This window comes from Paraburkholderia sp. J67 (assembly GCF_905220265.1).
Taxonomy (GTDB): Bacteria; Pseudomonadota; Gammaproteobacteria; order Burkholderiales; family Burkholderiaceae; genus Paraburkholderia.
Map to the genome: position 1 here is coordinate 66692 of NZ_CAJMZK010000021.1, position 26502 is coordinate 93193.

Below are 26502 nucleotides of genomic sequence, written 5' to 3' on the forward strand. Positions count from 1 at the left end.
CCGGAGCCCGTTCTGTGCCTCAACCGTCAGGCGCCAGCGCCAGTGTGGGCAATGAGCCACCATGAGTGCGGAAACCGGAAAGCATGAAAGAGAGAGCAACCATTGTGTGCTGGCAATACGGAAGGATTCTTCTCGTCGAGCGGGGGCGATCGCGGTGGTCGCTGCCCGGCGGTACGATCCATCGTGGCGAGACGCCAGTGGACGCGGCGCTGCGCGAACTCGCGGAGGAGACAACACTCAACGGCAGCGAATTTGGTACCTGTTCCAGTTTGGCGGATTGAACAAGCGTCACCACGTGTTCTTTCCAGTCTTGCCTGGCGATGCCCGGCCGGTGCCCATAGCGCAATACAACGATGCCAGTGGTTTCGTCCCCGCAAGGTGACCGCGCTGGTGACCAGCGTGCCGACCCGTGCGATCGTCAATCTTCTGTTCAACCACTAGATCACCCCTACGCTTCGCGATCTGGCCTCGACTGGGCAGCAGACTGATGGCTTGCGGGCTATGCAAATCAGGTAGCCCAGCAGGCACAGGCTGCGATCGATAGCCATTGTGTTTGAGCGTCGTGCTCCAACCAGTGCGTGGCGCCGGGGAGCGTCCTGAAATGATCCATGCTGAACGGTTGCTGCCGAGGCCGGAAGTGCACAGTGGAGCAGCTCAACGGGTGGGGCATCTTCCTGTGAGACTGGATAAAAAGGCCCGCAGAGGCAATCGCAAAGCGCGTCCACTGCCCAGGACGATCGCCCTTATTCAGGTCGCTTCTGTTCCTTATGCGGACTGGATTCGTTGTCTTGAATTGGTAAATGTACTTAAGGAACAGATAAGGTTTGCCGCTATACAGTTCTCATTCTTCCCGGTTACGGCGCCTGTACTTCAGGGGAGTGGCGCCATATCTCTCAGGTTCTGAACCGGCCCTCACATTCAGAACCTTGGGCCGCCTCGCGCGGCCTTTTTTTCCATGCTGGCATCGGACAGGCAAATGTTGCTTGTTTATCCGGATCATCGGTCGAGACATCAAGGAAGCGAGTACCTACGAGCATTTTCTGTCCGCACCCGAAGGAAGCTTCAGCGAGACGGTGTTGATTGACCACATGCGCCGCCTGTACTGGTTTTCGAATTTTCCGCACTATTCGCTGATCATCCTGGTGGCGGCTGCGGAGCAGGACGTCTACGCCGCGTGGTGGCGTCGGACAGTGTTCATCGGCTCACTGATGCTCACATTTGGATCGGCTTTTGTGGCGTTATCTATTCTGCTGGGCGTCCAGTTGCGTCGGCGTATGCGAGCAGAGTCCGAGCTGCAGTTACTGGCACGAACCGATGGGCTCGCTGGCCTGAACAACCGGCGCAGTCTTGGTGAGATACTCCGGCACGAATGGCGCCGCTCAAGACGCAATCGCAGTGTGATGTCATTGCTCTTTGTCGATATCGACCGGTTCAAGGCCTACAACGACACGTATGGTCATCAGGCAGGCGACGATGCGCTGACCGCAGTTGCCCGCTGCATCAGCGGATGCATCCGGCGACCAGCAGACACAGAGGCGCGTTATGGCGGCGAGGAGTTTATCGTCGTATTGCCGGAGACATCGGCGCCGGGTGCAGCCGAAATCGCAGCGCGCATCCGTGGCGCGATCGCAGGATGCGGTATTGAACACGCGAGCATCAAATACGGACGCGTCACGGCCAGTATCGGTGTGGTCAGCCGGATGCCAGGAACGGAAGATGATCTGGGTGCGGCGATCAGGGCCGCCGATGAGGCTCTGTATTACGCAAAAGCGGGCGGCCGCAGCCGGGTGTCGCTGTATGAGCCACTCTGAGGGCATGTGGCACACGGGACTGTCAACGCAACGTCGCCTTGAGCATTCCGAGCACTTCCTGATGATCCTGCAGAAGTGCCAGATTGCGGACGGCGATAGCGCGATCCTGAATTGACGATTTCAGTTCATTGGCAAGGTGCAACTCGGCGTTGTTGACGTGTGCGATGTCGTCGAGTTTGTCATTCAATTCAGACAAACCATAGAAGCCAGTCGGGCAACGGTGCCCGGATCATTTGTTATCCTGAAACCGCCCATGTCTCGACGTATCGATATTGGGCTCACTCGGGCCCTCTCGCTGGTCCTTCGAGCAGTAGCCTTTGCTTTTTCCCATTCGCACGCTCGTCAGCGTGTTCGGCCGTGTGGCCACTTTCCCGTGTTCGTAGAAGAGGTGGACGGTGTTGCCGCGGAACGGGCCCTTGTCCCGAATCCGGATGAAGATTTCCCGGGCTCACGCGATTGCGCTGCAATGCGCATTGCCTGCTCCCAGCGTCGACAGTGGCGGCGTCGGCACCGTTATACAGTTTCAGGTCCTCCGTTCCGCCGCTACTGCGGTCCCGTTGCGCCGGCTGCGGTCAAGTCCCGAGGGCACGCTTCGTAGCGTCTATCACGTAAGCGCCGTGGCGACTGGCGCAAATGACACGTCCACTGCTTGTACTGTGCGCGCGAACTCCGGACGGCAGCGGCCCGTCGGAAGCAGTCAATCATTCGTCTTTTGCGGTAGGCAATTGATCTTCTTACCCGCACAATAGATGCTGTCGCGACGCCGGACCGATGAGGTAATCGGCGGTGCTCAGTCGGGTTGACCATGCCCCGCGCACCGGGCGGCACTCTGGCAGATTGTGCACCTGACTGGATCACAGCCATGTGCGAATTCAGAAGATCCTATTCCGAATGCACTTTCTGAGGGGCAATCGGGAGCGGTGCGGACACAAGCGGTGCGGACATATAGTGTCGCCAGCGGCGGCGCAGCGAACAGGTAATCAGGCCGACTACAAGATGATCCGAACGCGGACGAACCCGGACAACCATTTCGCATTGCGCTTCCAGCGCATGCTATCGACCTCTTCGTTGATCGTCGGTGTCTGTGCTGCAATTGCGATGATCATGGTAGGGCTGTGTGGGATCGTCCTGTATCAGGGGCGGCAAGATGCAATGGAGCACACGCGCGACACCTTGCGCGACATCTCCCTGATCGCGCAGCGGGACATCGAACGCAATTTTGAGTTTTATGAACTGTCCCTGCAGGCGGTCGTTGACGTCCTCAGCGATCCGAACGTGACGGCGTTGCCTCCCCGTTTGCGACGACTGGTACTGTTTGACCGCGCGGTGAGCGCCAAATATCTTGGGTCGATGCTCGTCCTTGATGCTGCGGGCAATATCGTCCTCGACTCAGCGCACGATACCCCCCACAAGGGTAATTTTTCCGACCAGCCATATTTTGTCGTCCACCGGGATCATCCTGATCTTGGCCTTTATATCAGTGATCCTGTGCGATTGGGGGGCGGGTCAAGCATCGCCCTGACAAGAAGGCTATCCCACTCCGATGGATCGTTTGCCGGGATCGTGCTGCTGTCAATCAATATCGAGTACTTCCATAATCTGTTCGCTGGGTTGTCACTTGGCCCGCGCGGCACGATGTCACTCACCAGTCGTAACGGTGTAATGATCATGCGGCAGCCCTATGACACCCGGAACATTGGTCGGAACGTCAAGGGTGCGAGTACATTCGCCCATTTTCAGACTGCGACGGAGGGAAGTTTCAGTGAGACTTCGTCGATTGACGGGACGCGACGTCTCTACTGGTTTTCGAATTTTCCCCACTATCCGTTGATCATCACGGTCGCGGCCGCCGAGCAGGATATCTATGCCGCATGGTGGCATCGTACGCTGCTCATTGGTTCGCTGATGCTCACATTTGGCTCTGCCTTCGTGGCACTGTCGATATTGCTGGGTATCCAGCTGCGTCGACGTATGCGTGCAGAATCCGAACTGCAGTTGCTGGCGAGGACAGACGGGCTGACTGGCCTGAACAACCGACGCAGTCTTGGCGAAATACTTGAACGGGAATGGCGTCGTGCGAGGCGAAACCGCAGCGTGATGTCGCTGCTGTTTGTCGATATTGACCGGTTCAAGGCCTATAACGATACCTATGGCCACCAGGCCGGGGATGATGCACTGACAGCGGTCGCCCGTTGCATCAGCGCAAGCATCCGGCGGCCTGCCGATACTGCGGCACGTTACGGCGGTGAGGAGTTTGTGGTGGTGTTGCCTGAAACGTCGACGACGGGTGCCGCCGAAATTGCGGAAAGAATTCGAGGGGCGATTTCGGGCTGTGGCATCGAGCATGCAACCAGCGAGTACGGGCGGGTGACGGCAAGTATCGGTGTCGTCAGCCGCGTGCCGGGTACGAATGATGATTTGAGTGCGGCGATCAAGGCCGCCGACGAGGCGTTGTATTACGCAAAATCGCGTGGCCGAAACCGGGTGTCACTCTCGGAAGAGACCTGACACTTCAACTCCGCAACTACGCACAGGTAACCGTGCCCGTTGGCTATCCAATCGCGTAGAACGACGAAGCGGAGTCAATTGGCCTGACGCCCGCCGTTTCTTGCTCGCTGCGCCAGCATATTCAATCCCTCCACCAAAGCTGAAAATGCCATCGCCGCATAGATGTAGCCTTTGGGCACATGCGTGCCGAACCCTTCGGCGATCAGGGTCATGCCGATAACCAGAAGGAAGCTTAGTGCAAGCATCACGATGGTCGGATTCCGCTCGATAAAGCGCGAGAGCGGCTGGGCGGCGAACATCATTGCACCGACAGCCACAATGACGGCGGTGATCATGATCGGCAGATGCTCCGTCATTCCGACAGCCGTGATGATGCTATCGATGGAAAATACGATATCGAGCAGGATGATCTGACCGAGCGCTGAGCCGAACGTCAGCGCCTTTTGTGTGGAGACCGAAGGATTTCCTGGGCTTCCCTCATGAGCGGATGGCGTGACCTGATGGCGAATTTCCGTTGTTGCCTTCCAGACGAGGAACAAGCCGCCCGCTGCGAGTACAAGATCTCGCCATGAGAAGTCATGATCAAAGACGCTAAATGCCGGCTCGGTGAGGCGCGCAATCCACGCGACTGTGCCAAGTAGTGCGAGCCGCAGTGCGAGTGCGAGAAGTATCCCGATGCGCTGGGTGCGCGCCCGTTGTTCGCGTGGCAGCTTGTTCGTCAGGACAGAGATAAAGATCAGGTTGTCAATGCCAAGTACGACTTCCATCACGACCAGCGTCACAAGAGCAGCCCAGATTGCAGGATCTGCCGCAAGCGCGAAAAGATTCTCCATGACTCTCCCCGGATGTGAGACGCATCGATTCTAGATAGCAAGACGAGCGAGGTTCACAGGTCAAGCGCATCCGACAGGCATTGCGCGTTTGTATTGCGGGCAAGCCACACCATTTTAATCTCCGGCAGCTTCTCAGAGCGCACTAACCACGAGGAGATTCATCAGAGAAGGTGAATGACGCAGACGAGACTCAAGGCGTTCGGTAGCTTCAACGATTGTACCCAGACGGACTGCAAGCAATTGCCGCTCGTGCTCGTTGACGGTTGCAGTCAGCGCGCACATCAGGTCGCTCGAAAACTCATATGTGCAGTCTGTAGGTGCTTGTTCGAGCAATGCTGCCAGGCCTGCTTTCGCCATGGCGATATCACACGAAAGTGACTCACGCGCTGTGGAATGGCAAAGGAGTTCTGCAAGCAGTGTGGTGTAGACCAGGCAATGTAGCGTTGCACGGTCGGCGTTTCCCTTGCGTGCGCGTTCCAGCGCAATCCGGATTCGTAGTGCCTCTCGATTCGCGCTAGTTGAGTCCAGCGGCAGATAGAGCCGGGAAGATTGCCGTGTGCGTCTGGACAGTGCTTTCTTCGGTTGTAGCTTACGCGACCCCATGTCGTCCTCCAACGGGAGTACCACGGTTTCCTGGAATGGAAGAACGATGCAATTATGAGCCGGTGTGAGGGCATCACAGCACCGCCCAGGTACCTCAGCGAACGCCATTGTATGGGAGCTGTGTGGCTGTTCCCGCATCGGGCACACCGAAACTGTGGAAGTGCGATTGCCAACCTGTCGAGGAGGCTTTTTATGCGATATGGGTTTAAATCGTTCGGAATCTTGTCGCAAACGTTTGCAAAAGTACGGGACTATTCTTTCATGTTGAAAGGGATCGAATGTTGAGCTACTGTGGTCTGAGGAATTCAGTTTACAGCCGAGCTAGAGCAAAACTAAACCTGAGAGAAGGCGATGGGCATCGACAATGCACGCCTGAACAACGTTGAAGCAGTTTTTTCATGCGTCCTGGATGAGTCGGAGGTTACGGTTGAAATTCGAAGTGGTGAAGGTGTTACAAAACTGAGCGATCTGGATGGCGTTCAAGCCAGCGGGGAAATTCACGTCATGGTGCTTAGTTTCGTTGGCGACGTGGAGCAACAGTTGGGCGGCCAACTAGCCCGCGCGCGAAAGGGAGATCGCTTCATCATTTACGCTCCCACGGCGCGGATACGGCGTACCGCTATTCAGATTCTGGGGACAAGATACTCGCGCAGTGAGCACCGATCGGATGCCAGTTCGTAAAGCTGATTCGAGTGCGATCGCCGCAATTTGACCATGCTACGATTTCCGCTCTTCGAGGAGAGGAGATCGGTATGGCAACTGAGATCGTGGGTCATTTTCAGGTGACAACACTCATTGGCCGGAGATCAAGCGGCGTCTGGTATGGCCGCTACAAGGTTGCGCGAGCCGACGATCCGAATGCGGTCCCTATCTTCGAAGGCATGTGTTCCAATGCGCCTGATCCTGGCCTCGCAAGCGTCGCCGCCATGGCAGTCGGCAAGGAAAAGGCGGAAGCGCTCCATCCTGCGATGCGCTCTGAGAAATAGTGCCGCCCAGTAGTTCAAATTTCTCCTGTCATTCGCCTGTGCTCTCCATGGGCAGCCACGTGGTTCCCGGTGCGCGCGGCGAGGCTTGCGCAGGGCGAACGCGTTTGTGACGTCATCGCGCCGACGAGTGTGAAGGGCGTGCGTTCGTCGCCGAGAAAGACTTGGCGCGGTTGAGGACAGGGTAGAGAGAGGTGGTCGTGGCGAATGTGGCGGAGATGGCTTCGCGGGTGTGCAGGATCGCGTCCGCCGACAGGGTCAATGTGGCGACGCTCGATGAGCCTTCTGAGGCGAGGCCCCCATGGCGGTCTGATTCTCGCCAAACATGATGCGGAAACGCACCGGACGTGCTTTTGCAGGCGCCCTCGGAGGTCAGGTTTGGGCGTTGCGATGGAGCGACTGGCATTGCGCGCAAGGTAAGTGGCACGGTGCAACTCGATGCGGGGCGTGCGACCTTGGTTGGATCTGCGACGCGGTTCCTAGCGGCGCGCTTGCCGCGGGAAGTCGGCTTTTAGTGGCGAGCGAAGCGGGACGATGCCGTAATCGAGCGCAATGTCGGACTCCAGCATATCAGCCAGGTGGCTTTCGCTTATGGCGCATGCGCCTCGGCGCAGGTGCTCGCGAAATGGATCGAACGCGCCGACTGGCGACTCACCCTCATCGCGTCATACGAGCAGATGTTTTTCCACCATCCGGGACAGTTGGGCTTCCGGTGTCCTGCGCGTCGTCCTGGATTGCTGCTGCATGTACCCAGACGGATTATCTGAGATGTCTAGATTCGACAGGCGACCAGGTCGACACCGTGTAGCCGTTCATGATGTGGTGCAGGGGGGCTCATCGTCTAAACAGCCGACCCTCAGATGGGTCATATCGACCCATCTGAGCCGTTCGTTGCTGCACACTAGCAATGGCCGGTAGCGGAGTAGCGCGGTCGTTCCTATGGCAAGTCTGTCCGCTCGCTGAATGGCAGGTTGTCGCCGAGCACTACCTAGTGCCTGCTTCTATCGACCGAGTCTCAATCATCTGTGAACTGGACTCTCCTCGATCGGTGTAACGATAAGTCGAGTTCAAACTTTCGTCTCACGGAGAATCTCCCTTGCAGATACCACGGAGATTCGCTCAAAACGAAGTGGGGGCGAGCGATCGCGCAACGGTGTCGGGCGGGCGCGAGCTGGCCGACCTGAGCATAAAACAAGTCTCGTTCATTGGCAGGCCCACGAAACTTGCCGTGAAATGCAGTGTGGGCCGATTCGGTGGTCAATCGAAGCCAAAATCCGGGTTGTGACGACTGAAAGACGTCGCATCCCAGCTTCGCGGCTCGATGTCTTCGAAGTGAATGCGTTCCAGCAACTCTCCGCGTTCATTCCACGCGATTTCGTCACATGGCCATGTGTGAACAAGATCGAACAGAAGCCGGACGGTTTGCGCGTAATGGTTGGGTGGACCCGATGTCGCGGACCAAGTCCACGCGAGCAACCTGATGCCATTCATCGTGATTATTTCCACATGTGCGGGCTTTTCGGATAGTCCTTCTTCACGAAAGCTGCGCGCATCGTGCTCAATCGTGCGCGTGACGAATTGCAGTCCGAAATCTCGCACGCTATGGCGCGACTGGGCACGCGCAAAGATGCTATCGATCGGGATTTCGGCCGAGATGATTCGCAAGGGGCCGCCAGGATGCCCCAGGAGCGTATCCGGGGCGCGCGTCTCATCGTAGAGGATTTCCTGGCCGGCGTGCTGCCCATCGGGAAGCCATCTGGCGTAGACCTTTCGGGGCGTATCCTCGTAGCGGATGTCAACATGATCCGCACGCTCGGGCCAGTGGCCAGATATACGCTCCTGTCGGCGCATCCTGTATTCGTAGGTGTTGTTCGGGATCATGCCGGATCGGGCGTACTCGACGAAGGCATCAGGTTTCATCGCCGCCATGAGCGACAGAATTTGCCTGTCTGATAACGGTAGCAAGGCGCGGCCCTCAATATCGGCTTGCAGGGCCATTGCCTGATCGTGTGCAGTCAGGCATCTGAATTGATCCGCGTGCGTGACAAGCGACGGGTGTTCCAGGATTGCACCGCATTCGCTGGTCGTGACCGGTTGGGGTGCTGAAGCGTGAGAGGATTGATCGGCAACGCTTGAAGGGACGGGAAAGGACATTGCGAGCAAGACCAGCGCTGTTCGCCAGACGAGTGTCAATGCGCGACCCGATTCCTTGCCTTCGTGCAGCCGGTCGGACGGTTGTCGATTACGAAGTTTCGGCACGTGGCGTCATCACGGAAGATCGGAGCGAAGAGGCAGCGGCTCGGCCCTTGCCGACATGACCCCGACGATGAGTAACCTGTACGAGTGAACGTTGGGATTGTCCATGTCGTGGCACAAAAGGCTCAACGGGTAAACGGACTAAGGGCGATACCTATTCCGTGTGGTCAGCAAGGTTCCTTCGTTCGGGGCAGTGTGGATCCCTGTCTGTTCTGGCGGACTACGTCATCTCCGTTTTGTTAAGCCTCAAGCGGCGTCCTTATCGCGGTAGTGTTACTGAAAGAGAGCCATGCAACTATGGTTCGCCGATCACAGCGGCTCAGGCGAAACGCAACGGGCCTGTTCACCCATATCGAAAAAGCCGAACAAGTGGGAGGGGAGGGTATGAGGGGCCAAGCAGGTACCGTGGCGCGCCAGCGCCGCTACCCCCCGGCCGCGATGGCACCGAACAGCCACGGCAGCTCGGCCCGGCTGATGCCGTGATGCTCATGCTGTGTACCGGGTGAGCGCAGCCGCCTGAGGATGATGCCCACCCCGAGGCCGCTGCCCAGATAAAAAAGCCCGGCGACCATGAACGGCGACATGGAGCCAAGCAGGGCTTTGGCAAGCGGTGTCGCGCCGCTGACGAGGGAGGCCGCGGCAAGGGCGATGAAGATTGCGCTGAATCGGGTCGTTCATAAAATCGCTTTCTGCAGGTTGGGCATCACAGACCGCCAATGTACCGAGCGCACTGGCACGACCGGATGACATCGACTTCGCTTGTATTCGGCATCGTGCTCGTAAAGTTAACTTGTAGATTTCGCTACATGAAAGTAGCATCTTCTACATGAAAACCTTGATGACCTGGTCTGTTCTTGTCCTGACGCTCCCCACCGGGAACGCGACCGCCCGCATGCGCTTCTGGCGAACTCTGAAGGCGAAAGGTTGTGCGGTATTGCGCGACGGTATCTATCTGCTGCCTTACCGCGCTGAAGGGGAAGACATGCTGCGCGAGCTCGCCGCGGCGATCGGCGAGAGTGGTGGTGCAGCGCACCTTCTGCGCGCTCCCAGTCTCGATGCCTCGCAGGATGCGGAATTCCGTGGGCTCTTTGATCTGGGCGACGAGTACGACGGTTTCATAAGGGCACTGGCCGACGCGCGCAAGACCGTTTCCGGGCAGTCCGCCAACGATCTGACAAAGCTCCTGCGGCGCCTGCGCAAGGATTACGAGACCATTGTCGCGATCGACTTTTTCCCGGGGGAAGCGACCGCGCGCGCGGAGGTGGCCTGGCAGGATTTCCTGGCCCATGTCGATACCGTGCTCTCGCCTGGCGAGCCTCACGCGGCGGACGGCGCAATCCGTCTGCTACCCATCCAGGACTATCAGGCGCGCACGTGGGCAACCCGCCGCCGGCTCTGGGTGGATCGCGTGGCAAGCGCCTGGCTGATCCGGCGGTTTATCGATACGCAGGCCCGCTTCATCTGGCTGCCGTCGCCCGACGATTGCCCGAAAGACGCGCTCGGCTTCGATTTCGACGGCGCAGCGTTTACGCATGTCGGGGAACGGGTCACGTTCGAAGTGTTGCTGGCGAGCTTCGACCTGGAGCGGGATCCTGCGCTGATGCGGCTTGGCGCGATGATTCATGCGCTCGATGTGGGCGGCGCGCCGGTGCCGGAGGCTGTGGGTTTCGAGGCGATCATGGCGGGCACGCGTGAGCGGGCGGCTGACGACGACCAGTTGCTCGATGACATGAGCCCTGTCCTCGACTCGATGTACACGCATTTCGCTGCGACCGAGAAAGCCCGCGACACGGGAAAGCGTTCATGAGCACCACGACCGCGCACGCGCCTGATTACAGCCTGGGCCAGATGGCGCTCTACATGCTCAAGCTCGGCACGATTGGATTCGGTGGGCCGGTCGCGCTGGTCGGTTACATGCGCCGCGATCTGGTCGAGCAGCGAGGCTGGATTACCGAAGGGGACTATCGGGAAGGACTGGCTCTCGCGCAGATGATGCCGGGCCCCCTTGCGGCGCAGCTCGGCATCTATCTCGGCTTCGTGCACTACCGGTTGCTGGGTGCGACGATCGCCGGTCTCGCCTTCGTGCTGCCATCGTTCCTGATGGTCGTGGCGCTGGGCTGGGCCTACGCACATTTCGGCGGTCTGTCGTGGATGCAGGCCGTGTTCTACGGTGTCGGCGCGGCCGTGGTCGGCATCATTGCGATGAGCGCATACAAGCTCACGACGAAGACCCTGGGAAAAGACCGGCTGCTCTGGGCGATTTTCCTGATACTCGCGGCAGTGACCGTCGTGACCGAGTCCGAAATCGCGTGGCTCTTTATCGCCGGTGGCGTCGTCAACTGGCTGCGCCGCGCGCCGCCGCAATGGCTTGGCAAAGGCGGCGTCAACGCGCTTGCCGCGACACAGTTGCCGGCACTCGCTGGCCCGCTGAGCGGGATGAATCTGCCGCTGCTTGGTGAGCTTGCGCTGTTTTTCACGAAGGCGGGCGCGTTCGTGTTCGGCTCGGGCCTTGCGATCGTGCCTTTTCTGTACGGTGGTGTGGTGACCGAGCACCACTGGCTCAACGAGAAACAGTTTGTCGACGCGGTGGCCGTCGCGATGATCACGCCGGGGCCGGTGGTCATCACGGTTGGCTTCATCGGCTATCTGGTCGCGGGGCTGGCCGGCGCGTGCGTGGCCGCCCTCGGGACGTTTATCCCGTGCTACCTGTTCACCGTGCTGCCTGCGCCGTACTTCAAGAAGTATGGGCGGCTTCCGGCCATCAAGGCTTTCGTCGACGGCATCACCGCCGCCGCCGTGGGAGCGATTACCGGCTCGGTCGTTGTGATCGCGAAGCGCTCGATCATCGACTGGCCAACCGCGCTCATGGCGCTTGTGACTGCGCTGCTGCTCTGGCGGGTGAAGAAACTCCCGGAGCCGGTTATCGTCGTGGCCGCAGCCCTGACAGGTCTCGTTCTCTATCCGCTTGTCCATCTGCACGCCCACTAACCGCGTGCGCCCACGAAAACTGTGAGGATTGCAAATGAAGACGCGTCGCACGTTTCTGCATGATTCCGCCGCAGTGGGGGCAGGCATGATGCTGGCCCAGGCGCAGATGGTTCACGCTGCCAGTACGCCGGGCTTTACCGACCGACTGGTCAATGCAGACGGTAACTACGCCGCGGCACCGTTGCCGTTTGCGTACGATGCACTCGAGCCGGTGATCGACGCCCGTACGGTGGAACTCCACTACAACTTCCATCACAAGCCCGCCGCTGCGGCGGCGAACAAGGCAGAGGAAGGCCTCGCTAGGGCGCGCGAAACCGGTGATCTTGCGCTTGTGAAGTTCTATGAGAAGGAACTGGCGTTCCAGCTATCCAGCCATATCCTGCATACGATCTACTGGACGAGCATTTCCGGCAAGGGCGGCGAGCCGGGCGGCGACCTCGCCAGAACGATCGACCGGCATTTCGGCTCGTATGCGAAGTTCAAGGCCCAGCTTGCTGCTGCGACCATTGCGACCGAGGCTTCGGGTTGGGGCGTGGTCGGCTATCTCCCGGCGACGGGCAAGCTCATGATCCTGCTGTGCGAGAACCACCAGAAACTCACCGCGTGGGGTATCCAGCCGATTCTCGTGCTCGACGTGTTCGAGCATGCCTACTACCTGAAGTACCAGAATCGCCGCAACGAATACGTCAACCAGCTGTTCAGCATCCTCAACTGGGACAACGCGGCGCTGAGACTTCAGGTGGCGATGCAGTCGCACGTCGCTGCGTGAGCGTCACCGGGCGCAGATGCAGGAAAGGAGGCCCCGCTGGAAGGAGAACACGATGACACCCGCGCGCGCACCGCTTTCGGCCTTGTTGTGGCCCCCCGGCATTGACCGAAGCGCAGGGTTGCTGCTCACCGCGCGTGGGCTGCGCGGAGTCTGCGACGGCTTCGTTGCGGTGCTGCTCCCGGCTTATCTGCTTGCGCTCGGGTTCGGCCAGCTCACGGTTGGCCTGATCGGGACGGCTACCTTGCTGGGATCGGCCCTCGCCACAATCTGGGTCGGCCTGCGTGGCAGCCGCTATCCACACCGCGCGCTGCTGCTCTTCGCCGCAAGCCTGATGGGCGTGACCGGTCTCGCGTTTGGCGTCTTTTCATCGCTGTGGCCGCTGTTTATCGTGGCGTTCGTCGGCACGCTCAACCCCAGTTCTGGCGACGTGAGCCTCTTCCTGCCGCTGGAACATGCGCGTCTGGCCGAAGCGGCGCAATCCAATGCGCGCACCGCGCTGTTCGCGCGCTACAGCCTGATCGGTGGTGTGTCGGCGGCGCTCGGTGCGCTGCTGGCCGGGTTTCCGCAGTGGTTCGCCGCGCACTCCGGGCTATCCGTGCTGTCTGCGATGCGCGCGATGTTCCTCATCTACGCACTGATTGGCCTTGTCGTCTTTCTCCTGTATCTGCGCTTGCCGAAGCCGCAGGCGCATGCAACGAGCGCGCCCGCGCCGCTTGGCCCGTCGCGTGGCATTGTCATGCGCCTGGCGCTTCTGTTCAGCGTGGATGCATTCGCGGGCGGGTTGCTTGTGAACTCGCTGCTGACGCTGTGGCTGATCCAGCGTTTCGGGTTGCCACTTGCCGCGGCCGGCCAGTTCTTCTTCTGGGCAGGGCTGCTCAGCGCCGGCTCGCAACTGGCCGCAGCGCCAATCGCACGCAGGATCGGCCTGCTCAACACAATGGTCTTCACGCACATTCCGTCGAGCATGTGCCTGATCGCCGCAGCATTCACGGCCTCCCTCCCGCTCACTTTGACGCTGCTGCTCATGCGCAGCGCACTTTCGCAGCTCGACGTCCCGACGCGCAGCGCGTTTGTCATGGCCGTCGTGACCCCGGCGGAGCGGCCGGCCGCCGCGAGCTTCACCGCCGTACCGCGTAGTCTTGCCGCGGCGGTCGCACCGTCGATCGCTGCCGGGCTGCTTGGAGCGGGCTGGCTCGCCATACCTCTAGTCGCTTGCGGGACGCTCAAGATTGCCTACGATCTCGCCGTGCTGGCTGCCTTCCGGCATATCCGGCCAGATGATGGAGGCGCCTCATGATCCGCTGCGATCCGGCCTGCGCGCGACGTCGCGGGCTGATGCCCGTTCTCGCCCTGATGCTCGCGGTGACTGCGTGCTGGGTTTCAGATCAAGGCGTCCGTATCGTGACTGGCTGACCGCGCGCTCACCTTCACACCGGCCTGACAGGCCGACTATCTCTCAAGATTGAATTTGATTCAGCTTTTGTGGCGTCAGTGACAGAAGCAGGGGATCATCTCCACTGGTTCAGGCAGAGAGTGGCCATGAGCGCCAACGACAAACCAGGTGGTCGCCGCTGGTCAGGGCGGCGTGCGTACGCAGCGCGGATGCTGGCTGCCGGAAAGAGCATCGCGCAAGTCGCTTCTGTGCTGGGGTTGAGTCCAGCGACAGCACGGCGCTATCAGAGCGCTTTCGCAGTCGGCGGCGCGCCAGCGTTAATGGGAATGGGCGACGTCGGACGCAGGCCGCGTCTCACCACCGAAGATCTCGCGCGGCTAATTCAATCCATCAGGCAGCCTCCGGATAATGTCGGTCTCTCGGAAGCGTGTTGGACGAACGTGCTGGTTCAACGATTTATTGAGCGGGAATTCCAGATCTGCTATTCCTACTCCCACATCAATCGCCTGATTCGGGACCATGGGCTTCAACATTGGATACGCCATGGGGTGCGGTGATACTCGTACCAACAGCACCGATTTCGGCACATCGTGCATAGGCTGTTCCCAAGGGCAGCTTTCGCATCTGCATCGGATTTTCGAATGTCTGCGACCCCACTCCAGCGAGCGGCCGGAACTGGCCGGCTACCGCCAGATGCGTTTCGCCTTGACCAAGGCGGCATCGGAATGCGTCGTCCGACTGAGAGCGCCCCTCAGGAGCCGTCCACGGCAGTGAAAGACCAACGCTCCAAATGCAACGCGTAACGGTCATAGCTCTACCGCGTCCCATTCGCCGGTTCCATTGATGACCATAAACACCAACATCGCTTCCTTACGCATGGCGTCGATCCACGAGAGGACCCACACCGGTCATTTTGGAGTGGTCCCTGCCTGCGAAGAATCGATGGTGCCTGCGTTAAATTGGATGCCCGTCGGTGAAGAGCGGGGGCGATGATACAGCCACGGTGGAGTTGTGATCACGTGAGACGTTCAGCTTTCGAAGCTTGCGCCAAGCAGGAGGTCGCACACGTTGGGAATGTCGAGACCAGGCACCAGACGGCGGCCGATGTCGGCCAGACCGGTTCCGATGGCGGTGTGTGGTTTCCGTCTGGCGACCTCGGCAAGTGCCTCCGTGAACGCCTTCTTGAACCCGAGCCGCGGATACAGTGCAAGGGTATCGTCGATCAGTTGGGGAGGAATCTCGTCCATCCTGAGCCCCATGACGTCTACGTGAGCGCCGAAGTGGACGAGCGCGACCTCCGGCTCCCTTCGATCGGCAATGTCAGCGGCCGAGTGAAGGGCAATGGCGTCCCAAACGATTTCGATTTTCGCCTCGGGATAGTCGTGGGCGTGTAGAAACCTGCTCGCAGCGTCCGCGCCATCGACTTCGAAGCGCTTATCCGCAGCATGATCATCCGACAATCCCAGGTCGTGAAGCAGCGATGCGAGATAAACCAACTCGCGGTCATACTTCATTTCCCGCTTCTTGCCGATAAACTCCGCGAACCACCATGTCCTGTGGACATGATTGAGGAGCGGCCTGGAATGCGCCTGCGCGGCGAGGGCCGCCGCTTTGCGGGCGAGTTCAGAATCTGGTGCGACCAAGCCACCGATAGTGACAGCGGATTCCATAGCGTTTCCTCTATGACGACTTCTTTGACGAATGACGTTGTTGCCGCAACGAATTCTGAGGTTCAGTCTTACGACGAGCGCATCGACACGTCGCCGATGACCACCCCTCTCAAGCCTTCTCGCAACGCCGTAACGTTGTCCACACCGTTCAATTGCTCGAACTCCCGTTGCGCTGCCTGCCAGAGAGGAGCTGCCCTTTGATGCAGATGACGTCCCTCCTCGGTGAGTTCGACAAGGCGGCTCCGGCCGTCGGTGGGCGAGGGCTTGATCGTGACGAAACCGTCGCGCTCCAGGAAGCCAACCATTTTCCCCATCGCCGTTCTTTCGATATCGAGCCGTTCGGCAAGGGCGTTGACCGGGGTACTTCCCACTTCGTGCAGTGCTGCCAAGGTAAGGAATTGCGTGATGCGCAAACCCGCAGGCTCAAGATGGCTATCGTAGAGTCGGGAGATCTGCCTGCTCGCCTTTCTCACGGCGAAGCAGTTGCATTGATCGATTCCGAGCGGCTGGTTAACGGGCAACATCTGTTGCACTCCTGATTTCGGTTAATTGCGCGAACGCCAGGCACGCGTCGCGCGAAAGTACGGCAGTATCTACGATGAATGCCGGGAGCGCAGCGTTGGCGTACGATCTGTGCACCTTGTGCCTCTCTGCCGAATCCGGCCCGTCTCAACTGCGATCCTCAAAGCCCAGCCGGCGGTGTGATGTAGCCGGGTATCTCGGCCGCGAGCGTGCTCTTCAGTACCGCTGTCCCCTCGTCGGCCATGACCTCGCTCTTGCCGGCGGCAAGCGCGTCGTAGGTTTGTCGCACGACGTCCTCTGGACTGGCTTTGGGCACGTCGATGCCGTTGGTCAGATCGGTATCCACGAACCCGACGTGCAGGCCGAGAACCTGAATGCCACGATCGCGCAGGTGAAAGCGAAGCTGGTTCGTGAAACTCCAGGCGGCGGCTTTCGACGCGGCATACGGTGTCAGATAGGGCCGCGGGAGCCACACGATGTCGGACAGCACGTTGATGATCGCGGCATACGGCTGATCCACCAGAGCCTGTTCGAAGGCCTGTGTGACGCGCACCACGCCATAGTAGTTCGTATCGAACAAGCGGGCGGACTGCGCTTGCACGTCGGCCGCCAGGGGCCCGTCGATCAGAGCGGCAATGCCCGCGTTGTTGATCAGCAGATTTGTGTCTGCCGCCAGTTTCGCCGCCTCGGCGATCGATACCGGATCCGTGACATCGATCCTTACCGGCACAATGCCCGGCTCGTCGAAACCGCTCGTGTTGCGCATACCCGCGTACACTTTCGCGGCTCCGCGCCGAAGCGCCTCGCGTGCAAAAGCGAGGCCCAGACCGCGATTGGCACCTGTGATGAAGACGGTGGCGTTCTTGATATCCATGACAAGCTCCTTTTTTAAAAAGCCGCGTGCCGGGGGAGTGTCGACTCCATCCACGAATGCACGGGTGCCTGGTTCAAAGAAAGACGTGTTTCGGCAACTGGTTCGAAAGCGACTTCTGCAGATGAGTCGCGAGAGTCAGTACTGCGCCAAGCGGGCTCATCCGTACGCTGACTCGGGGCACCGAGCCGTCAGCATTGCGATCGACGACCACCACCGCGCTCAACGTCTCGCCGCTCATCAGAACGGCCTCATATTCGAGAAATAGCCGCGAGTCGACGACTTGAACAAACGTTGGCGTCTGTGCGACGTAGAAGGTTCCGACTGCGTCGACGGCGAGCCGGATTTCGTCGCGCCCGATCACTGGCGCGCGTATAACCGAGCTGACCAGCTCGGCGTCGGCCGTCAGATCATCGAGAAACGGGTGACGCTCAGGTTGGGTGGGTGACATTTTTAAACCTCCCGATTCGTTTCAAGGATGTGCTCACACGAATGCGGTCCGATATCTCGCGACGAACTGCTGGACCGACAGCGGCGGCTTTCCGGTGATCTTCTCGACGGCGTCGTTTGTGCCCGAGAAGACGCCGTCGCGGTAGTTCTGCGCGACTTCGACCAGATGCTGCGTGAGGAACTGCGGAAACTTGTAAAGGGTTTCCATCTTGATTCGGAATTCCTCGATTGAAGTTGGCGCATATTCGATCCGGGCGCCGAGCACCTCGCTCATCGCGGCTGCGATCTCGACGTGGTTCATCTCGACGGGGCCGTGGAGTGTGTAGGTCTTGCCCTCGTGGCTTTCGGGGTTGGCGAGGATGTGGGCGATCACGCGTCCCTGATCGTCGCTGGCGATGGGCGCGTGACGACCGTTGCCAAACGGAAATTCGATCTTCTTCGTGGCCCATATCTCTCGCGCAAAATGCGTATAGACGAGCCAGTCGGCAAAGAAGGTCGGGCGCAAATGCGTAGTCGCGACACCCGACCAATCGAAGACCCGCTCGGAGACCCAGTGATCCTGTGCCGCGTGGCTCAACGACTCCCGGCGCGCGGAAATCTGCGACATGTTGACGATCGCCGTGACGCCCGCTTCCTTTGCTGCTTGCGCGAAATAGGCGGCAGCCCCGACGATTCCCGGCGCGATTGGATGAAGGAAATACGCCGATCGGATGCCTTCCATCGCTGCCCGAATGTTGTCGATGTCGGTGAAGTCCCCGACCGCGACCTCGACACCGCGTTGCCTCAGGGCTGCCGCCCGATCGTCATTTGTGCGCACATAGGCCCGCACGCGTTTGTTCATCTTGAGCAGTTCGTCAATGGCAATACCTCCGGTGCGTCCGGTTGCACCGCTCACAAGAATCTCAGCCCCGTTCATCGCTTCGCTCCGTTCGAAAGTAAGAGCATATGCTCTATTAAGACGAAGACTAGGAGCATATGCTCTCATTGTCAAGTTTTATTGGTTTGAGCGGCCAGGATAAGAGCACGCTCGGTCCGCCTGACTGGGCTGACCGCATTGTTAGCGAACATCTACGGAGCGCTGCGTAGGTATCCCGCAATTGAAAGCGCCAGAGGTGTCGAAATCGTCCTTGCTCACCAGGATGGCGGAAAGTTCAGTGTCTGCTCACATTGAGAAAAGAGGTGGGACCGTGCGAATCGACGCAGCGATTTACTGTGGTGTGGCGAGGGCGTTGAAGAAAATCAGTAAGGGCCCCGAGTATTCGATATGCCCGCGGGTTCGTACCAGCTACAAACCGCAAATTGCTATTCGCGCTGGTCATCTCTAGCAATTCGCTGACCGACGATGCTAATGATCAGCGAGATATGTAACGGGCCGCTACAACCTTTGGCGCAGACGCTTTGAGTGTCCGTCCACGGGTGTGAGCGAACGACCTAAACTGGCCGACACCGGCATTTCTTGAGCGGCGACGGACGACTTGGCGCGGCTGCTTCTCGGCCTTTCCGCGCTCGCGCGAGACAGGCGACATTTATTCCGACACCAGATGCACTACGAGGCACGCTTGGTAGTCGTTCATTTCACGCAAAAGCCGAATACAAACGAACGTTCGTGACTACATTGTCTTTTGTATTAACCGGCAATAAACAAAATGTCGCTAACCCTTCAATAACCCTTCAGAACTCTGCGGCGTTGTCGTAACTAGTTGGGTAAACCCCATCCATGCAAGGCCCATTGTTTAGAATTCGTATGAACAATACAAGATTGTCGACCCGCCTGATTGCAGGCTTTTCCTTGCTGACGTTGCTGCTAATTGCGGAGGCTGGGATTGCTTTCTACGGTTTATCGCAGCTGAACAGTCGGCTCGATGATATTGCGCGAGTCAATAATGCTGAGGCCCGACTCGCCAATGTTCTGAAGTCGTCGATTCAGGATCGCGCCATCGCGGTTCGCAATCTGGTGCTTCTCGAAAATCATGACGAACTGCTTGCTGAGGTCGATCGAATCAAGGGCCAGGATATGGTGTATGCCGATGCGGCCAAAGAGTTGCGTGACATGTTCGCGCACGAGGCTGGCACGACAGATGGCGAGCGCAGGCTGCTAGCCGAGGTCGACCAGCAGGAACTGGTCGCGGTTCCCCCAATGAAAAAGGCGATTGAACAGGCGGTTGCAGGCGATATCGTCACGACGACCCGGACGATCTTGCATGAGGCCCGTCCGCCGCAGCGCGCATGGCTCGCAAAAGCCGTCGCGCTCGCCGACCGCGAGGACGAGGAAAACGCCGAGGCTCAGAAAGATGCGGTGGCCACTTACGCCAGCATTCGCATCCTGGTTGGCTCGTTGGTGGCGCTCGCCATCGGCGTTGCGATCGTCACAGCCGTGCTCATAACACGTAGCGTGCTGCGTCAGTTGGGCGGCGAGCCGAACGACGCGCAACGGATTGCCGGTGAAATCGCCGCAGGCAATCTGCAGGTTTCCATTGCTGTCGCGCGTGACGACGAGCGCAGCCTGATGGCATCGCTCGAAGCGATGCGTGCGCGTCTGACCAGCATCGTCTCTGGCATCAAGCATTCGGCTGAATCGATTTCGGTGGCGTCCGCCGAGATCGCGCAGGGCAATCTCGATCTATCGCAGCGCACAGAGGAGCAGGCCGCGTCGCTCGAACAGACTGCGGCCAGCATGGAAGAGCTGACGTCGACGGTCAAGGCAAACACAGACAACGCGCGTCAAGGCAGCACGGTCGCCACGACTGCGTCGCAGACAGCGGCGGCCGGTGGAGACGTCGTGCAGCGCGTCGTCAGCACGATGGCGGACATCTCGTCGAGTTCGTCGAAGGTCGCGGAAATCATTTCTGTAATCGAAGGCATTGCATTCCAGACCAACATCCTCGCGCTGAACGCGGCGGTCGAGGCGGCGCGCGCGGGTGAGCAGGGCCGGGGTTTCGCAGTAGTTGCCGGTGAAGTGCGCACACTCGCGCAGCGCAGTGCCACGGCCGCCAAAGAGATCAAGGATTTGATTGAAACGTCGGTCTCGCATGTTCACGACGGTTCGGCGCTCGTGCAGCAGGCCGGAGAGACAATGAGTGAAGTCGTGCGCTCGGTGCAGCGGGTCACGGACATCATGGGGGAAATCGCGTCTGCATCTGTCGAGCAGAACACTGGCATCGAACAGGTCAATGTGGCTGTGACGCAGATGGACGAGGTCACGCAGCAGAACGCTGCGCTTGTCGAGCAGGCGAGTGCGGCCGCGCAGGCAATGGCCGATCAGGCCGAAACGCTGCGCGCAGCGGTGTCTGTTTTCAAAGTGGGCGAGGCAGGGCATTCGGAGGGCATGGAGAACGGCTCTGGTTTCGCGACACGTGCGTCCGCTGGAGGCCGGCAAAACTTCGTTGCTTCACGCAAAGCGACGGGCGCCTCAGAGGCAAACGGCCCACACGACTGGCAAAGCTTCTAACGCCGCGAAGCAGGCACACTGTTCCCTGTTCTATCGAAGCGCTCACGCCCGCCGAAGCCCTGGCAGGCACGCAGCGTAGCGTCGAAGTGAACGTCTCGGGCATCGACGTCACACGCCGCACGATCGAGCAGGACGGTCTGAGTGTGCTGCTCGTCGTTATCAAGCCGCAGGGCGCGCGCGACGTGTTGCCCGTGTTCATGTTCTTCCACGGCGGCGGCTGGATTCCCGGCTACTACCCGACGCATGAGCGTCTCGTGCGTGACCTCGTGGTGCAGTCGGGCGCGGCGGCCGTGTTCGTCGAATACACCCCTTCGCCCAAAGCACGCTATCCGGTCGCGATCAACGACGCCTACGCCGCAACGAAGTGGGTTGCCGCGCACGGCGAGAAAACCGGCGTCGATGGCACGCGGCTCGCGGTCGTGGGCAACAGCGTGGGCGGGAACATGGCCGCAGTCGTCAGCCAGATGGCAAAGGATCGATATGGCCCGGCTATCCGCTTCCAGGGCCTCATGTGACCGGTGATCGACCACGCATTCGACAACGCCTCCTACGACGCATGCGAAAACGGCTACTTCCTGAGCCGCGACATGATGAAGTGGTTCTGGAGCGCGCATACCCAACACGTCGAATTGCGCCGTCTGGATCAGCGCAGGCGGCAAGCCCTTCAACTCGTCGAGCGTGGCGCGCAGCGGCGATGCGTAGCGCTGGTTGCGCTCGCCTGCGTCGGGCGGATACGTCCGAATACGAAGTCGAAGCGCTTGTGCCGTCGACGGGGAAAATCTACCGGCAGATGTACGCCGGGCGGCTCGTGGCGTGCGACGGCAAGATCGAGCTGTTGCGCGAGGCGCTGGATACCGTGACCGCGGCCAAGGCGTTTGCGATGGATTCGCGGCACTAATCGCGAAGTTATCTTAATTTCTGTAATGTCCAGATTCGATCGGCGAACATGTTGACGCCACGTGACGGTTTATGCAGCGTCGCAGGTTGCGTTTATCGCCTAGCCGCTAATAAGGTGGCCGGCGGAGGCTGTCGTTCGGCCGGCCGCCACGATGCCGAACGCGCCAGGGTGCAGGTCTTGATGCGCCCGCGCGCGTGGCTATGGATCGCCGATTCCTCCTTCACCCACTTGCAGGACGACCGTGTCATTCCTCGCCGCAAAAACGTAGTAACCGTTCGCTGCTGCGTAAAAATCAGCAGCGGACGTGGTGACGCACGTTGCATCGTATCGACCGGATGATGAATGACGACGAGATAAGCCCGATGCGGGGCGTCGGGGGTTGTCCGACCAGATAATCGAATACCTTGAAGCTTTGATGAATAAGTCGGACGATCTCAGGCGGCAAATCTGCCTTATCCGGGTACTGGGACGGAGCCGCAACACAGGTGACTCCGTCGCGATAGCCGTTGCGCAGGCCAGTCACGCAGCGCTGGCGAATAGCGATACGAATGTCTTTTCAGCACCGCTGAACCTGGCAAAGTATTAAGTTTAGTTATCCGACTGATAAACATCGCCGTCGTACCTCCAGATTGCATCGGGTGAGTCAGGTACGCTGACGCGAATATCACGCCAGCCATGATGATGCGTCTTGAGTGGTTCGGCGTAGCCCGTGGTTGATAGCACCACTCGCCAACGTCGGTCGCGGTAAGCCAGCACATCGAGCACGCAGAATCGGCCGCATCCACTGGCGAGGATGTATTCGGGACGCCCGTCGCCGTCCAGGTCGACGCGTGAGATCGTACCGAAACCGGAAGTGCCGCAGTCATCAGAATCTGCATCGCAGTCGACCGGGTTGGGAATATCGTCCTGGTGATCCGCCACATCGGCCAATCTACTACGCAGCCAATCCTCGCGAACGTTGCCGGTAAGAACGGCTGGCGGGGCGCCAGCGTCGGCGAGCAGATGCACGATATCGTCGCGGTCAAATAGCGCTGCAATACCGCGCGGAGCGGCGCCTGCTATGGGCGCTGTCGCACTTGCACCATGAGCAAGGAGCCATTGCAGGATACGAATATCGCCTCCATTGGCGATGGGCCGTTCGGGCGGAGCCAGGCTGGCCATGAAGCTGCTCAAGTCTGGCGCGGTTCCTTGCTGCAGCGGCGATCCATCGACGCTGTGGATGGACACCTCGCTTAGCGCAATAAAATCTTTGTCGTCGCCGCCGCGAGCAAAAGTACGCAGCAAACTATTGCGACTGTCTCCTTGATCGATATCGATACCCCGCGTCATTGCCAGTCGAATAAGATCCGTCGCTCCACGCCTGGCCATGACAGTCCACGGATCGGCAATTTCAATCGTTCTGTTGATCGCCTTTGCATCGCAGCGTTCCAGCGCCCAGCGTGTTGCCTGAACGAGGGAGACGGGCGCTTGGGGACGGGAGTTGTCGTCATCGTCATGGGAGAGATCCACCCAGGTGTCAAAAATCGCCACCATCGCATTGTTAGCTTGACGGCCTCCCGCGCAGGCCTGGTCGTCGGCCTGATGTGCGTTGAGCGCGGCTTGCCACGCAGGGTTTTCGCCTAGCGAGAATTGCACCGATGAAGCCCCCGAGGAGGCGGGGCTCGCGGCCATACGCAATAACGCTGCGAACAAGGACGTATCGAAACCCTGGCACATCGGTTCCCAGACTACTGAACACTGTGTAGCCACCACGCGATCGAGATCGCCCTGGGCCAGAAGGTGCGTGACGGTGGCGCGAGCCGCCGGGGTATCCGGCCAACGCCTCAGCATTTGCAGTAAAGCGTAGCCCGACGGCTCGAAGCCTGCATCGAGCAAGTTCTGCGTGTGGGCGATTCGATCCGGCGATTCATCAAGATAGAATTCGGGAGCGAGAAAGACGTTGCTGCAAGCGCTTGAGCGCCGTTGCGCCGGTTGGATGCCTTGTAGCAAGGCCCGCATACCTTGCCAGAGCTGACGACGCTCGCGCTCCTGCGCCGGCCCGGTGCCACCCGGATAGGGATAACCCATGCTGGTCGCGACGCCGCAAATGGCGTCAGCTGGCAGAAGCGCAGCCAGCTGGCGTGTCAGCGCTTCTTCCCCCGGCATTGTAGCGACGCTGACTAACGTTCCGGGTGGTTCGACGCGCAACATTCTGGCCATCGTGTCATGACTGGCATTCGATTGCGAAGGTGAAGCGGCCACGAGAGTTCTGACTCGGGCAAGCAAAGAGGTTCGAGCTGCGGGTTTATCCGCGGACGAAGCCACTGCCAGCGTGTGCAAATCCGGATCAACCTGGGCCATTGCATGACCCGCACCGGTTAGCAGGGACGTTATTAACAGGAAGCGGAACCGGGCATGAAGACAAGGCCGTGGCGCTACGCGCGGCGTGGTTCGCGAGATACGCGAGTGCGGTGATGGGGCGTCGATGGAATATTCATCGCCGCGCCACGCAACGATGAATATGCATTTCCAGCCTTCAAGCAATCCAGCAAGCCATTTGTTGAACATTGATTGTTTGTCTTCTCTAGAGAAGGTCTTGATGGGGCTGCATATGCGAGCGCTTCTAAAAATCTGCAATCGACGGGTCATACGAAGGAAACTTCAGGCGGACCAAGTAGGGGCCGTCCGCTATAAAGCTCTGTATCTCCGCGCGAAACGATCGAAAGCTCGAGACAGTCCCAACCCACATACCGCAAAAAGTAGCGTTCCATGAGCCGGGCAAACGTGTAGATCGGGTGGCCGGCGAACGCCGTCTCATCAATCGTGAGGGTGATCCGGAAGCCGGGCACTAGCACCGTAGTCGGAATCGGATCGACATGCATTGCACGCTTGATTGACTGCGAAGTCACTCGGATGATGCCGGCGATGTGGCGGCCAGCGTCGGGAGACGCGGACTTTGCAAGCTGGTAGAGCAATTCACGCAGTTCAGACAGACCCGACGGCGAGAGCGATACCTGATTGGGAGACAACGCTGAGATGAGCCGCCATAGCGCCAGGTCATCACGCGCTGGCTGTGCTGGTGCGGTCGGTGTCACGAGCAGCGTGATCGGGCCACCGAGATTGAGCGCTTCGCTTTTCAGGTCACCAGCCAGCTTGCCGATCTGGATCCCGGCCGGTGTCGAGCCGTTTGTGCAGGTCAGCTCGACAGCAATTTTGCTGGCGCTCGGTGTTACGGGGCGGCCATCGATGTCGACCATCTTGATGGACGTCTCGTTCCCGGCTATCCGGGTTGCGTCCCAGTTGGCCTGATCGGGAAGCCAGAAGACATTCGTCTGCCTCCAGTGCTGTAGCGACCGGTAACGAGGTATTTCCGTGCCGGTTGCGGCACGTTCTGCACCGTTCACCATGTACACAGCGTCGATCGAATGGATGACCAGCTGCGGTCCGTCTGTTTCCGGCAGCGATACCGGAAAGCGGTGAGCGTCGGCTACAACGTCAATCGGCTTCGCGTCTTCGCGAAATGCATTGACGACAGGCGAGCAAAATAGCTGGAGATTGTTGGCGTTGAGCTGCCTGAGCCGCTCAACAAACCACGGGTGAGCGACATGGGACGCGACGGGCAGGTGCAGCGTCAGTTTTTCGCACGGACCGGTGGTGCGCAGGAGTGTCTCAAGATCGACGTCGACGAACCGGAACTTGGCCGGGAACGCCGCGTATTCGATAAGCATTCTCAGGGCGGATTGCTGGATGCTTTCTGTCCCAGTCAGGAGCGCCTGAGAGTCGTCGAAGCCGACCGGCTTGACAGGGTGTTTCTCGAGTGCATGCCACACGCGGTTCGCATCGGCTTCCACAAAGGCAGGGTGCGGGCGCAGCAGCATCGTATCTGTCAATCCTGCTGCCAGAAGCCTGTCGGCATGCAGGTAGACCCGTAGCGTCCTGGGCAGAAGTTCGCTCTGCGCGAACAGTCGTCGGCCCGGCGAAGCCAACTCAATTGAAACGATGCCCGCTATGTCACGGGACAGCCGTCCCGTCCCGAGTGGTGGTGCATCCGTCGGTGGCAAGAATTGCGCGCGCGTGATCGCGAGCGGGGCGAGCGTGATATCCCAGAGGGTTTGGAAGCGACACAGTGATTGGGGATGTTCCAGCTCGGTGTAGCTGGTAACCTCAAACGTGCGTGTCAGCCCGTCAAACAGGCGTCCCGCATCAAACCGGGCGATGGAGCACGAGGGGAGCGGCCTGAGGTAGGCGGGGAATAGGGTTTCCACGAGTGCTTCTGCAAACTCGGGATAGTGGTCCTCAACGCGACTGGATGCCCGCGCATTCAGCCACGCCGCTGATTGCACCATGCGTTCGACATGTGGATCGTCGGTCTGTCCGCCCGACATTGACAGCCGCGCCGCTGCCTTCGGGTAGGCGCGCTCGAACTGCAGCAGGTCTTGCCTGAACTGCGCGAGCTCTCGCTCGAAGAGCGGCAGGAGCTTTTCTAACTCGTCCATGGATAACACTTGTACCGCTCATCG

Annotated in this window: 21 protein-coding genes and 5 pseudogenes; 13 read left to right on the top strand and 13 right to left on the bottom strand. The window is 59.7% G+C overall.

Going from position 1 to position 26502, the window contains the following annotated elements; genetic code table 11:
- Positions 1-83: 83 nt before the first annotated feature.
- Both U5782_RS29415 and U5782_RS29420 read left to right on the top strand, forming a co-directional pair.
- A pseudogene (locus tag U5782_RS29415) lies at positions 84-441 on the top strand (NUDIX hydrolase).
- A gap of 548 nt (positions 442-989) precedes the next feature.
- Positions 990-1811 (top strand): annotated as a pseudogene (locus U5782_RS29420) (GGDEF domain-containing protein); the annotation flags it as partial.
- 22 nt (positions 1812-1833) lie between these two features.
- On the opposite strand, the gene U5782_RS29425 reads toward U5782_RS29420, so the two are convergent.
- Complete coding sequence (locus U5782_RS29425; protein ID WP_322047377.1) at positions 1834-1998, bottom strand: hypothetical protein; 165 nt, start codon at positions 1996-1998, stop codon at positions 1834-1836.
- Positions 1999-2861: 863 nt separating this feature from the next.
- Between U5782_RS29425 and U5782_RS29430 the strand changes: the two genes are divergently transcribed.
- Positions 2862-4319: a sensor domain-containing diguanylate cyclase gene (locus U5782_RS29430; protein ID WP_322047448.1), complete on the top strand. Its 1458-nt coding sequence runs from the start codon at positions 2862-2864 to the stop codon at positions 4317-4319.
- Between the two features lie 74 nt (positions 4320-4393).
- On the opposite strand, the gene U5782_RS29435 is transcribed toward U5782_RS29430, so the two are convergent.
- Both U5782_RS29435 and U5782_RS29440 read right to left on the bottom strand, forming a co-directional pair.
- Positions 4394-5152, bottom strand: a complete 759-nt coding sequence (locus U5782_RS29435) for a TerC family protein (protein ID WP_322047378.1) — start codon at positions 5150-5152, stop codon at positions 4394-4396.
- 132 nt (positions 5153-5284) lie between these two features.
- The gene (locus U5782_RS29440) at positions 5285-5755 is read right to left on the bottom strand and encodes a hypothetical protein (protein WP_322047379.1); all 471 of its coding nucleotides are present in this window, start codon (positions 5753-5755) and stop codon (positions 5285-5287) included.
- A gap of 351 nt (positions 5756-6106) precedes the next feature.
- Here U5782_RS29440 and U5782_RS29445 point away from each other — a divergent pair, with 351 nt between their 5' ends.
- Positions 6107-6436 carry a hypothetical protein gene (locus tag U5782_RS29445; RefSeq protein ID WP_322047380.1) on the top strand — a complete coding sequence of 110 codons (330 nt, stop codon included), beginning with the start codon at positions 6107-6109 and terminating at the stop codon, positions 6434-6436.
- A gap of 71 nt (positions 6437-6507) precedes the next feature.
- Positions 6508-6741, top strand: coding sequence for a hypothetical protein (locus U5782_RS29450; protein WP_322047381.1), 234 nt, complete (start codon positions 6508-6510; stop codon positions 6739-6741).
- Between the two features lie 1254 nt (positions 6742-7995).
- Here U5782_RS29450 and U5782_RS29455 read toward each other — a convergent pair.
- Positions 7996-8736: a DUF1571 domain-containing protein gene (locus tag U5782_RS29455; RefSeq protein ID WP_322047382.1), complete on the bottom strand. Its 741-nt coding sequence runs from the start codon at positions 8734-8736 to the stop codon at positions 7996-7998.
- Positions 8737-9419: 683 nt separating this feature from the next.
- Positions 9420-9650, bottom strand: a pseudogene (locus U5782_RS29460) (EamA family transporter); the annotation flags it as partial.
- Positions 9651-9820: 170 nt separating this feature from the next.
- Here U5782_RS29460 and U5782_RS29465 point away from each other — a divergent pair.
- The 5 genes from U5782_RS29465 to U5782_RS29485 all read left to right on the top strand — a co-directional run bounded on the left by U5782_RS29465 (position 9821) and on the right by U5782_RS29485 (position 14701).
- Complete coding sequence (locus U5782_RS29465) at positions 9821-10801, top strand: chromate resistance protein ChrB domain-containing protein (protein ID WP_322047383.1); 981 nt, start codon at positions 9821-9823, stop codon at positions 10799-10801.
- Positions 10798-11982, top strand: a complete 1185-nt coding sequence (locus tag U5782_RS29470) for a chromate transporter (RefSeq protein WP_322047384.1) — start codon at positions 10798-10800, stop codon at positions 11980-11982. Before U5782_RS29465 ends, U5782_RS29470 begins: the two co-directional genes overlap by 4 nt.
- 34 nt (positions 11983-12016) lie before the next feature.
- Positions 12017-12751, top strand: a complete 735-nt coding sequence (locus U5782_RS29475; RefSeq protein WP_322047385.1) for a superoxide dismutase — start codon at positions 12017-12019, stop codon at positions 12749-12751.
- Between the two features lie 52 nt (positions 12752-12803).
- Positions 12804-14048 (top strand): MFS transporter, encoded by a 1245-nt coding sequence (locus tag U5782_RS29480; protein ID WP_322047386.1) that lies wholly within the window; start codon positions 12804-12806, stop codon positions 14046-14048.
- Between the two features lie 242 nt (positions 14049-14290).
- Complete coding sequence (locus U5782_RS29485; RefSeq protein ID WP_322047387.1) at positions 14291-14701, top strand: helix-turn-helix domain-containing protein; 411 nt, start codon at positions 14291-14293, stop codon at positions 14699-14701.
- Between the two features lie 471 nt (positions 14702-15172).
- On the opposite strand, the gene U5782_RS29490 is transcribed toward U5782_RS29485, so the two are convergent.
- The 5 genes from U5782_RS29490 to U5782_RS29510 all read right to left on the bottom strand — a co-directional run bounded on the left by U5782_RS29490 (position 15173) and on the right by U5782_RS29510 (position 18573).
- The gene (locus U5782_RS29490; protein ID WP_322047388.1) at positions 15173-15814 is read right to left on the bottom strand and encodes an HD domain-containing protein; all 642 of its coding nucleotides are present in this window, start codon (positions 15812-15814) and stop codon (positions 15173-15175) included.
- A gap of 68 nt (positions 15815-15882) precedes the next feature.
- Positions 15883-16338, bottom strand: a complete 456-nt coding sequence (locus U5782_RS29495) for a MarR family transcriptional regulator (RefSeq protein ID WP_322047389.1) — start codon at positions 16336-16338, stop codon at positions 15883-15885.
- Positions 16339-16496: 158 nt separating this feature from the next.
- Positions 16497-17210, bottom strand: coding sequence for an SDR family oxidoreductase (locus U5782_RS29500; RefSeq protein WP_322047390.1), 714 nt, complete (start codon positions 17208-17210; stop codon positions 16497-16499).
- Positions 17211-17283: 73 nt separating this feature from the next.
- Entirely contained in the window at positions 17284-17658 is a 375-nt protein-coding gene (locus U5782_RS29505; RefSeq protein WP_322047391.1) for a hypothetical protein, read from the bottom strand.
- A gap of 33 nt (positions 17659-17691) precedes the next feature.
- A complete protein-coding gene (locus U5782_RS29510) occupies positions 17692-18573 on the bottom strand; it encodes an NmrA family NAD(P)-binding protein (RefSeq protein ID WP_322047392.1) in 882 nt (293 codons plus the stop codon).
- An 828-nt stretch (positions 18574-19401) separates the two neighbouring features.
- Here U5782_RS29510 and U5782_RS29515 point away from each other — a divergent pair.
- A complete protein-coding gene (locus tag U5782_RS29515) occupies positions 19402-21105 on the top strand; it encodes a methyl-accepting chemotaxis protein (RefSeq protein ID WP_322047393.1) in 1704 nt (567 codons plus the stop codon).
- Positions 21090-21728: pseudogene (locus tag U5782_RS29520) on the top strand (alpha/beta hydrolase); the annotation flags it as partial. The gene U5782_RS29515 and the pseudogene U5782_RS29520, both read left to right, overlap by 16 nt.
- Here U5782_RS29520 and U5782_RS29525 read toward each other — a convergent pair.
- Positions 21705-21839 (bottom strand): annotated as a pseudogene (locus tag U5782_RS29525) (alpha/beta hydrolase fold domain-containing protein); the annotation flags it as partial. The pseudogenes U5782_RS29520 and U5782_RS29525 overlap by 24 nt on opposite strands.
- Between U5782_RS29525 and U5782_RS29530 the strand changes: the two are divergent.
- Positions 21800-22003 (top strand): hypothetical protein, encoded by a 204-nt coding sequence (locus tag U5782_RS29530; protein ID WP_322047450.1) that lies wholly within the window; start codon positions 21800-21802, stop codon positions 22001-22003. The pseudogene U5782_RS29525 and the gene U5782_RS29530 overlap by 40 nt on opposite strands.
- Before the next feature lie 588 nt (positions 22004-22591).
- Here the strand turns inward: U5782_RS29530 and U5782_RS29535 are convergent.
- Together U5782_RS29535 and tssF are read right to left on the bottom strand one after the other, a co-directional pair.
- On the bottom strand, positions 22592-24631 hold the full coding sequence (locus tag U5782_RS29535; protein ID WP_322047394.1) for a hypothetical protein: 2040 nt from the start codon (positions 24629-24631) through the stop codon (positions 22592-22594).
- The gene (tssF, locus tag U5782_RS29540) at positions 24628-26478 is read right to left on the bottom strand and encodes a type VI secretion system baseplate subunit TssF (protein ID WP_322047395.1); all 1851 of its coding nucleotides are present in this window, start codon (positions 26476-26478) and stop codon (positions 24628-24630) included. The genes U5782_RS29535 and tssF overlap by 4 nt, the downstream gene beginning before the upstream one ends.
- Positions 26479-26502: the final 24 nt, after the last annotated feature.

What these genes read in the sequence shown, in the direction of transcription:
- U5782_RS29430 (WP_322047448.1), top strand. Translation starts at nt 2,862, where the DNA reads ATGCTATCGACCTCTTCGTTGATCGTCGGTGTCTGTGCTGCAATTGCG.
- U5782_RS29435 (WP_322047378.1), bottom strand. Translation starts at nt 5,152, where the DNA reads ATGGAGAATCTTTTCGCGCTTGCGGCAGATCCTGCAATCTGGGCTGCT.
- U5782_RS29440 (WP_322047379.1), bottom strand. Translation starts at nt 5,755, where the DNA reads ATGGGGTCGCGTAAGCTACAACCGAAGAAAGCACTGTCCAGACGCACA.
- U5782_RS29445 (WP_322047380.1), top strand. Translation starts at nt 6,107, where the DNA reads ATGGGCATCGACAATGCACGCCTGAACAACGTTGAAGCAGTTTTTTCA.
- U5782_RS29450 (WP_322047381.1), top strand. Translation starts at nt 6,508, where the DNA reads ATGGCAACTGAGATCGTGGGTCATTTTCAGGTGACAACACTCATTGGC.
- U5782_RS29455 (WP_322047382.1), bottom strand. Translation starts at nt 8,736, where the DNA reads ATGGCCCTGCAAGCCGATATTGAGGGCCGCGCCTTGCTACCGTTATCA.
- U5782_RS29465 (WP_322047383.1), top strand. Translation starts at nt 9,821, where the DNA reads ATGAAAACCTTGATGACCTGGTCTGTTCTTGTCCTGACGCTCCCCACC.
- U5782_RS29470 (WP_322047384.1), top strand. Translation starts at nt 10,798, where the DNA reads ATGAGCACCACGACCGCGCACGCGCCTGATTACAGCCTGGGCCAGATG.
- U5782_RS29475 (WP_322047385.1), top strand. Translation starts at nt 12,017, where the DNA reads ATGAAGACGCGTCGCACGTTTCTGCATGATTCCGCCGCAGTGGGGGCA.
- U5782_RS29480 (WP_322047386.1), top strand. Translation starts at nt 12,804, where the DNA reads ATGACACCCGCGCGCGCACCGCTTTCGGCCTTGTTGTGGCCCCCCGGC.
- U5782_RS29485 (WP_322047387.1), top strand. Translation starts at nt 14,291, where the DNA reads ATGAGCGCCAACGACAAACCAGGTGGTCGCCGCTGGTCAGGGCGGCGT.
- U5782_RS29490 (WP_322047388.1), bottom strand. Translation starts at nt 15,814, where the DNA reads ATGGAATCCGCTGTCACTATCGGTGGCTTGGTCGCACCAGATTCTGAA.
- U5782_RS29495 (WP_322047389.1), bottom strand. Translation starts at nt 16,338, where the DNA reads ATGTTGCCCGTTAACCAGCCGCTCGGAATCGATCAATGCAACTGCTTC.
- U5782_RS29500 (WP_322047390.1), bottom strand. Translation starts at nt 17,210, where the DNA reads ATGGATATCAAGAACGCCACCGTCTTCATCACAGGTGCCAATCGCGGT.
- U5782_RS29505 (WP_322047391.1), bottom strand. Translation starts at nt 17,658, where the DNA reads ATGTCACCCACCCAACCTGAGCGTCACCCGTTTCTCGATGATCTGACG.
- U5782_RS29510 (WP_322047392.1), bottom strand. Translation starts at nt 18,573, where the DNA reads ATGAACGGGGCTGAGATTCTTGTGAGCGGTGCAACCGGACGCACCGGA.
- U5782_RS29515 (WP_322047393.1), top strand. Translation starts at nt 19,402, where the DNA reads ATGAACAATACAAGATTGTCGACCCGCCTGATTGCAGGCTTTTCCTTG.
- U5782_RS29530 (WP_322047450.1), top strand. Translation starts at nt 21,800, where the DNA reads ATGCGTAGCGCTGGTTGCGCTCGCCTGCGTCGGGCGGATACGTCCGAA.
- U5782_RS29535 (WP_322047394.1), bottom strand. Translation starts at nt 24,631, where the DNA reads ATGACCCGTCGATTGCAGATTTTTAGAAGCGCTCGCATATGCAGCCCC.
- tssF (WP_322047395.1), bottom strand. Translation starts at nt 26,478, where the DNA reads ATGGACGAGTTAGAAAAGCTCCTGCCGCTCTTCGAGCGAGAGCTCGCG.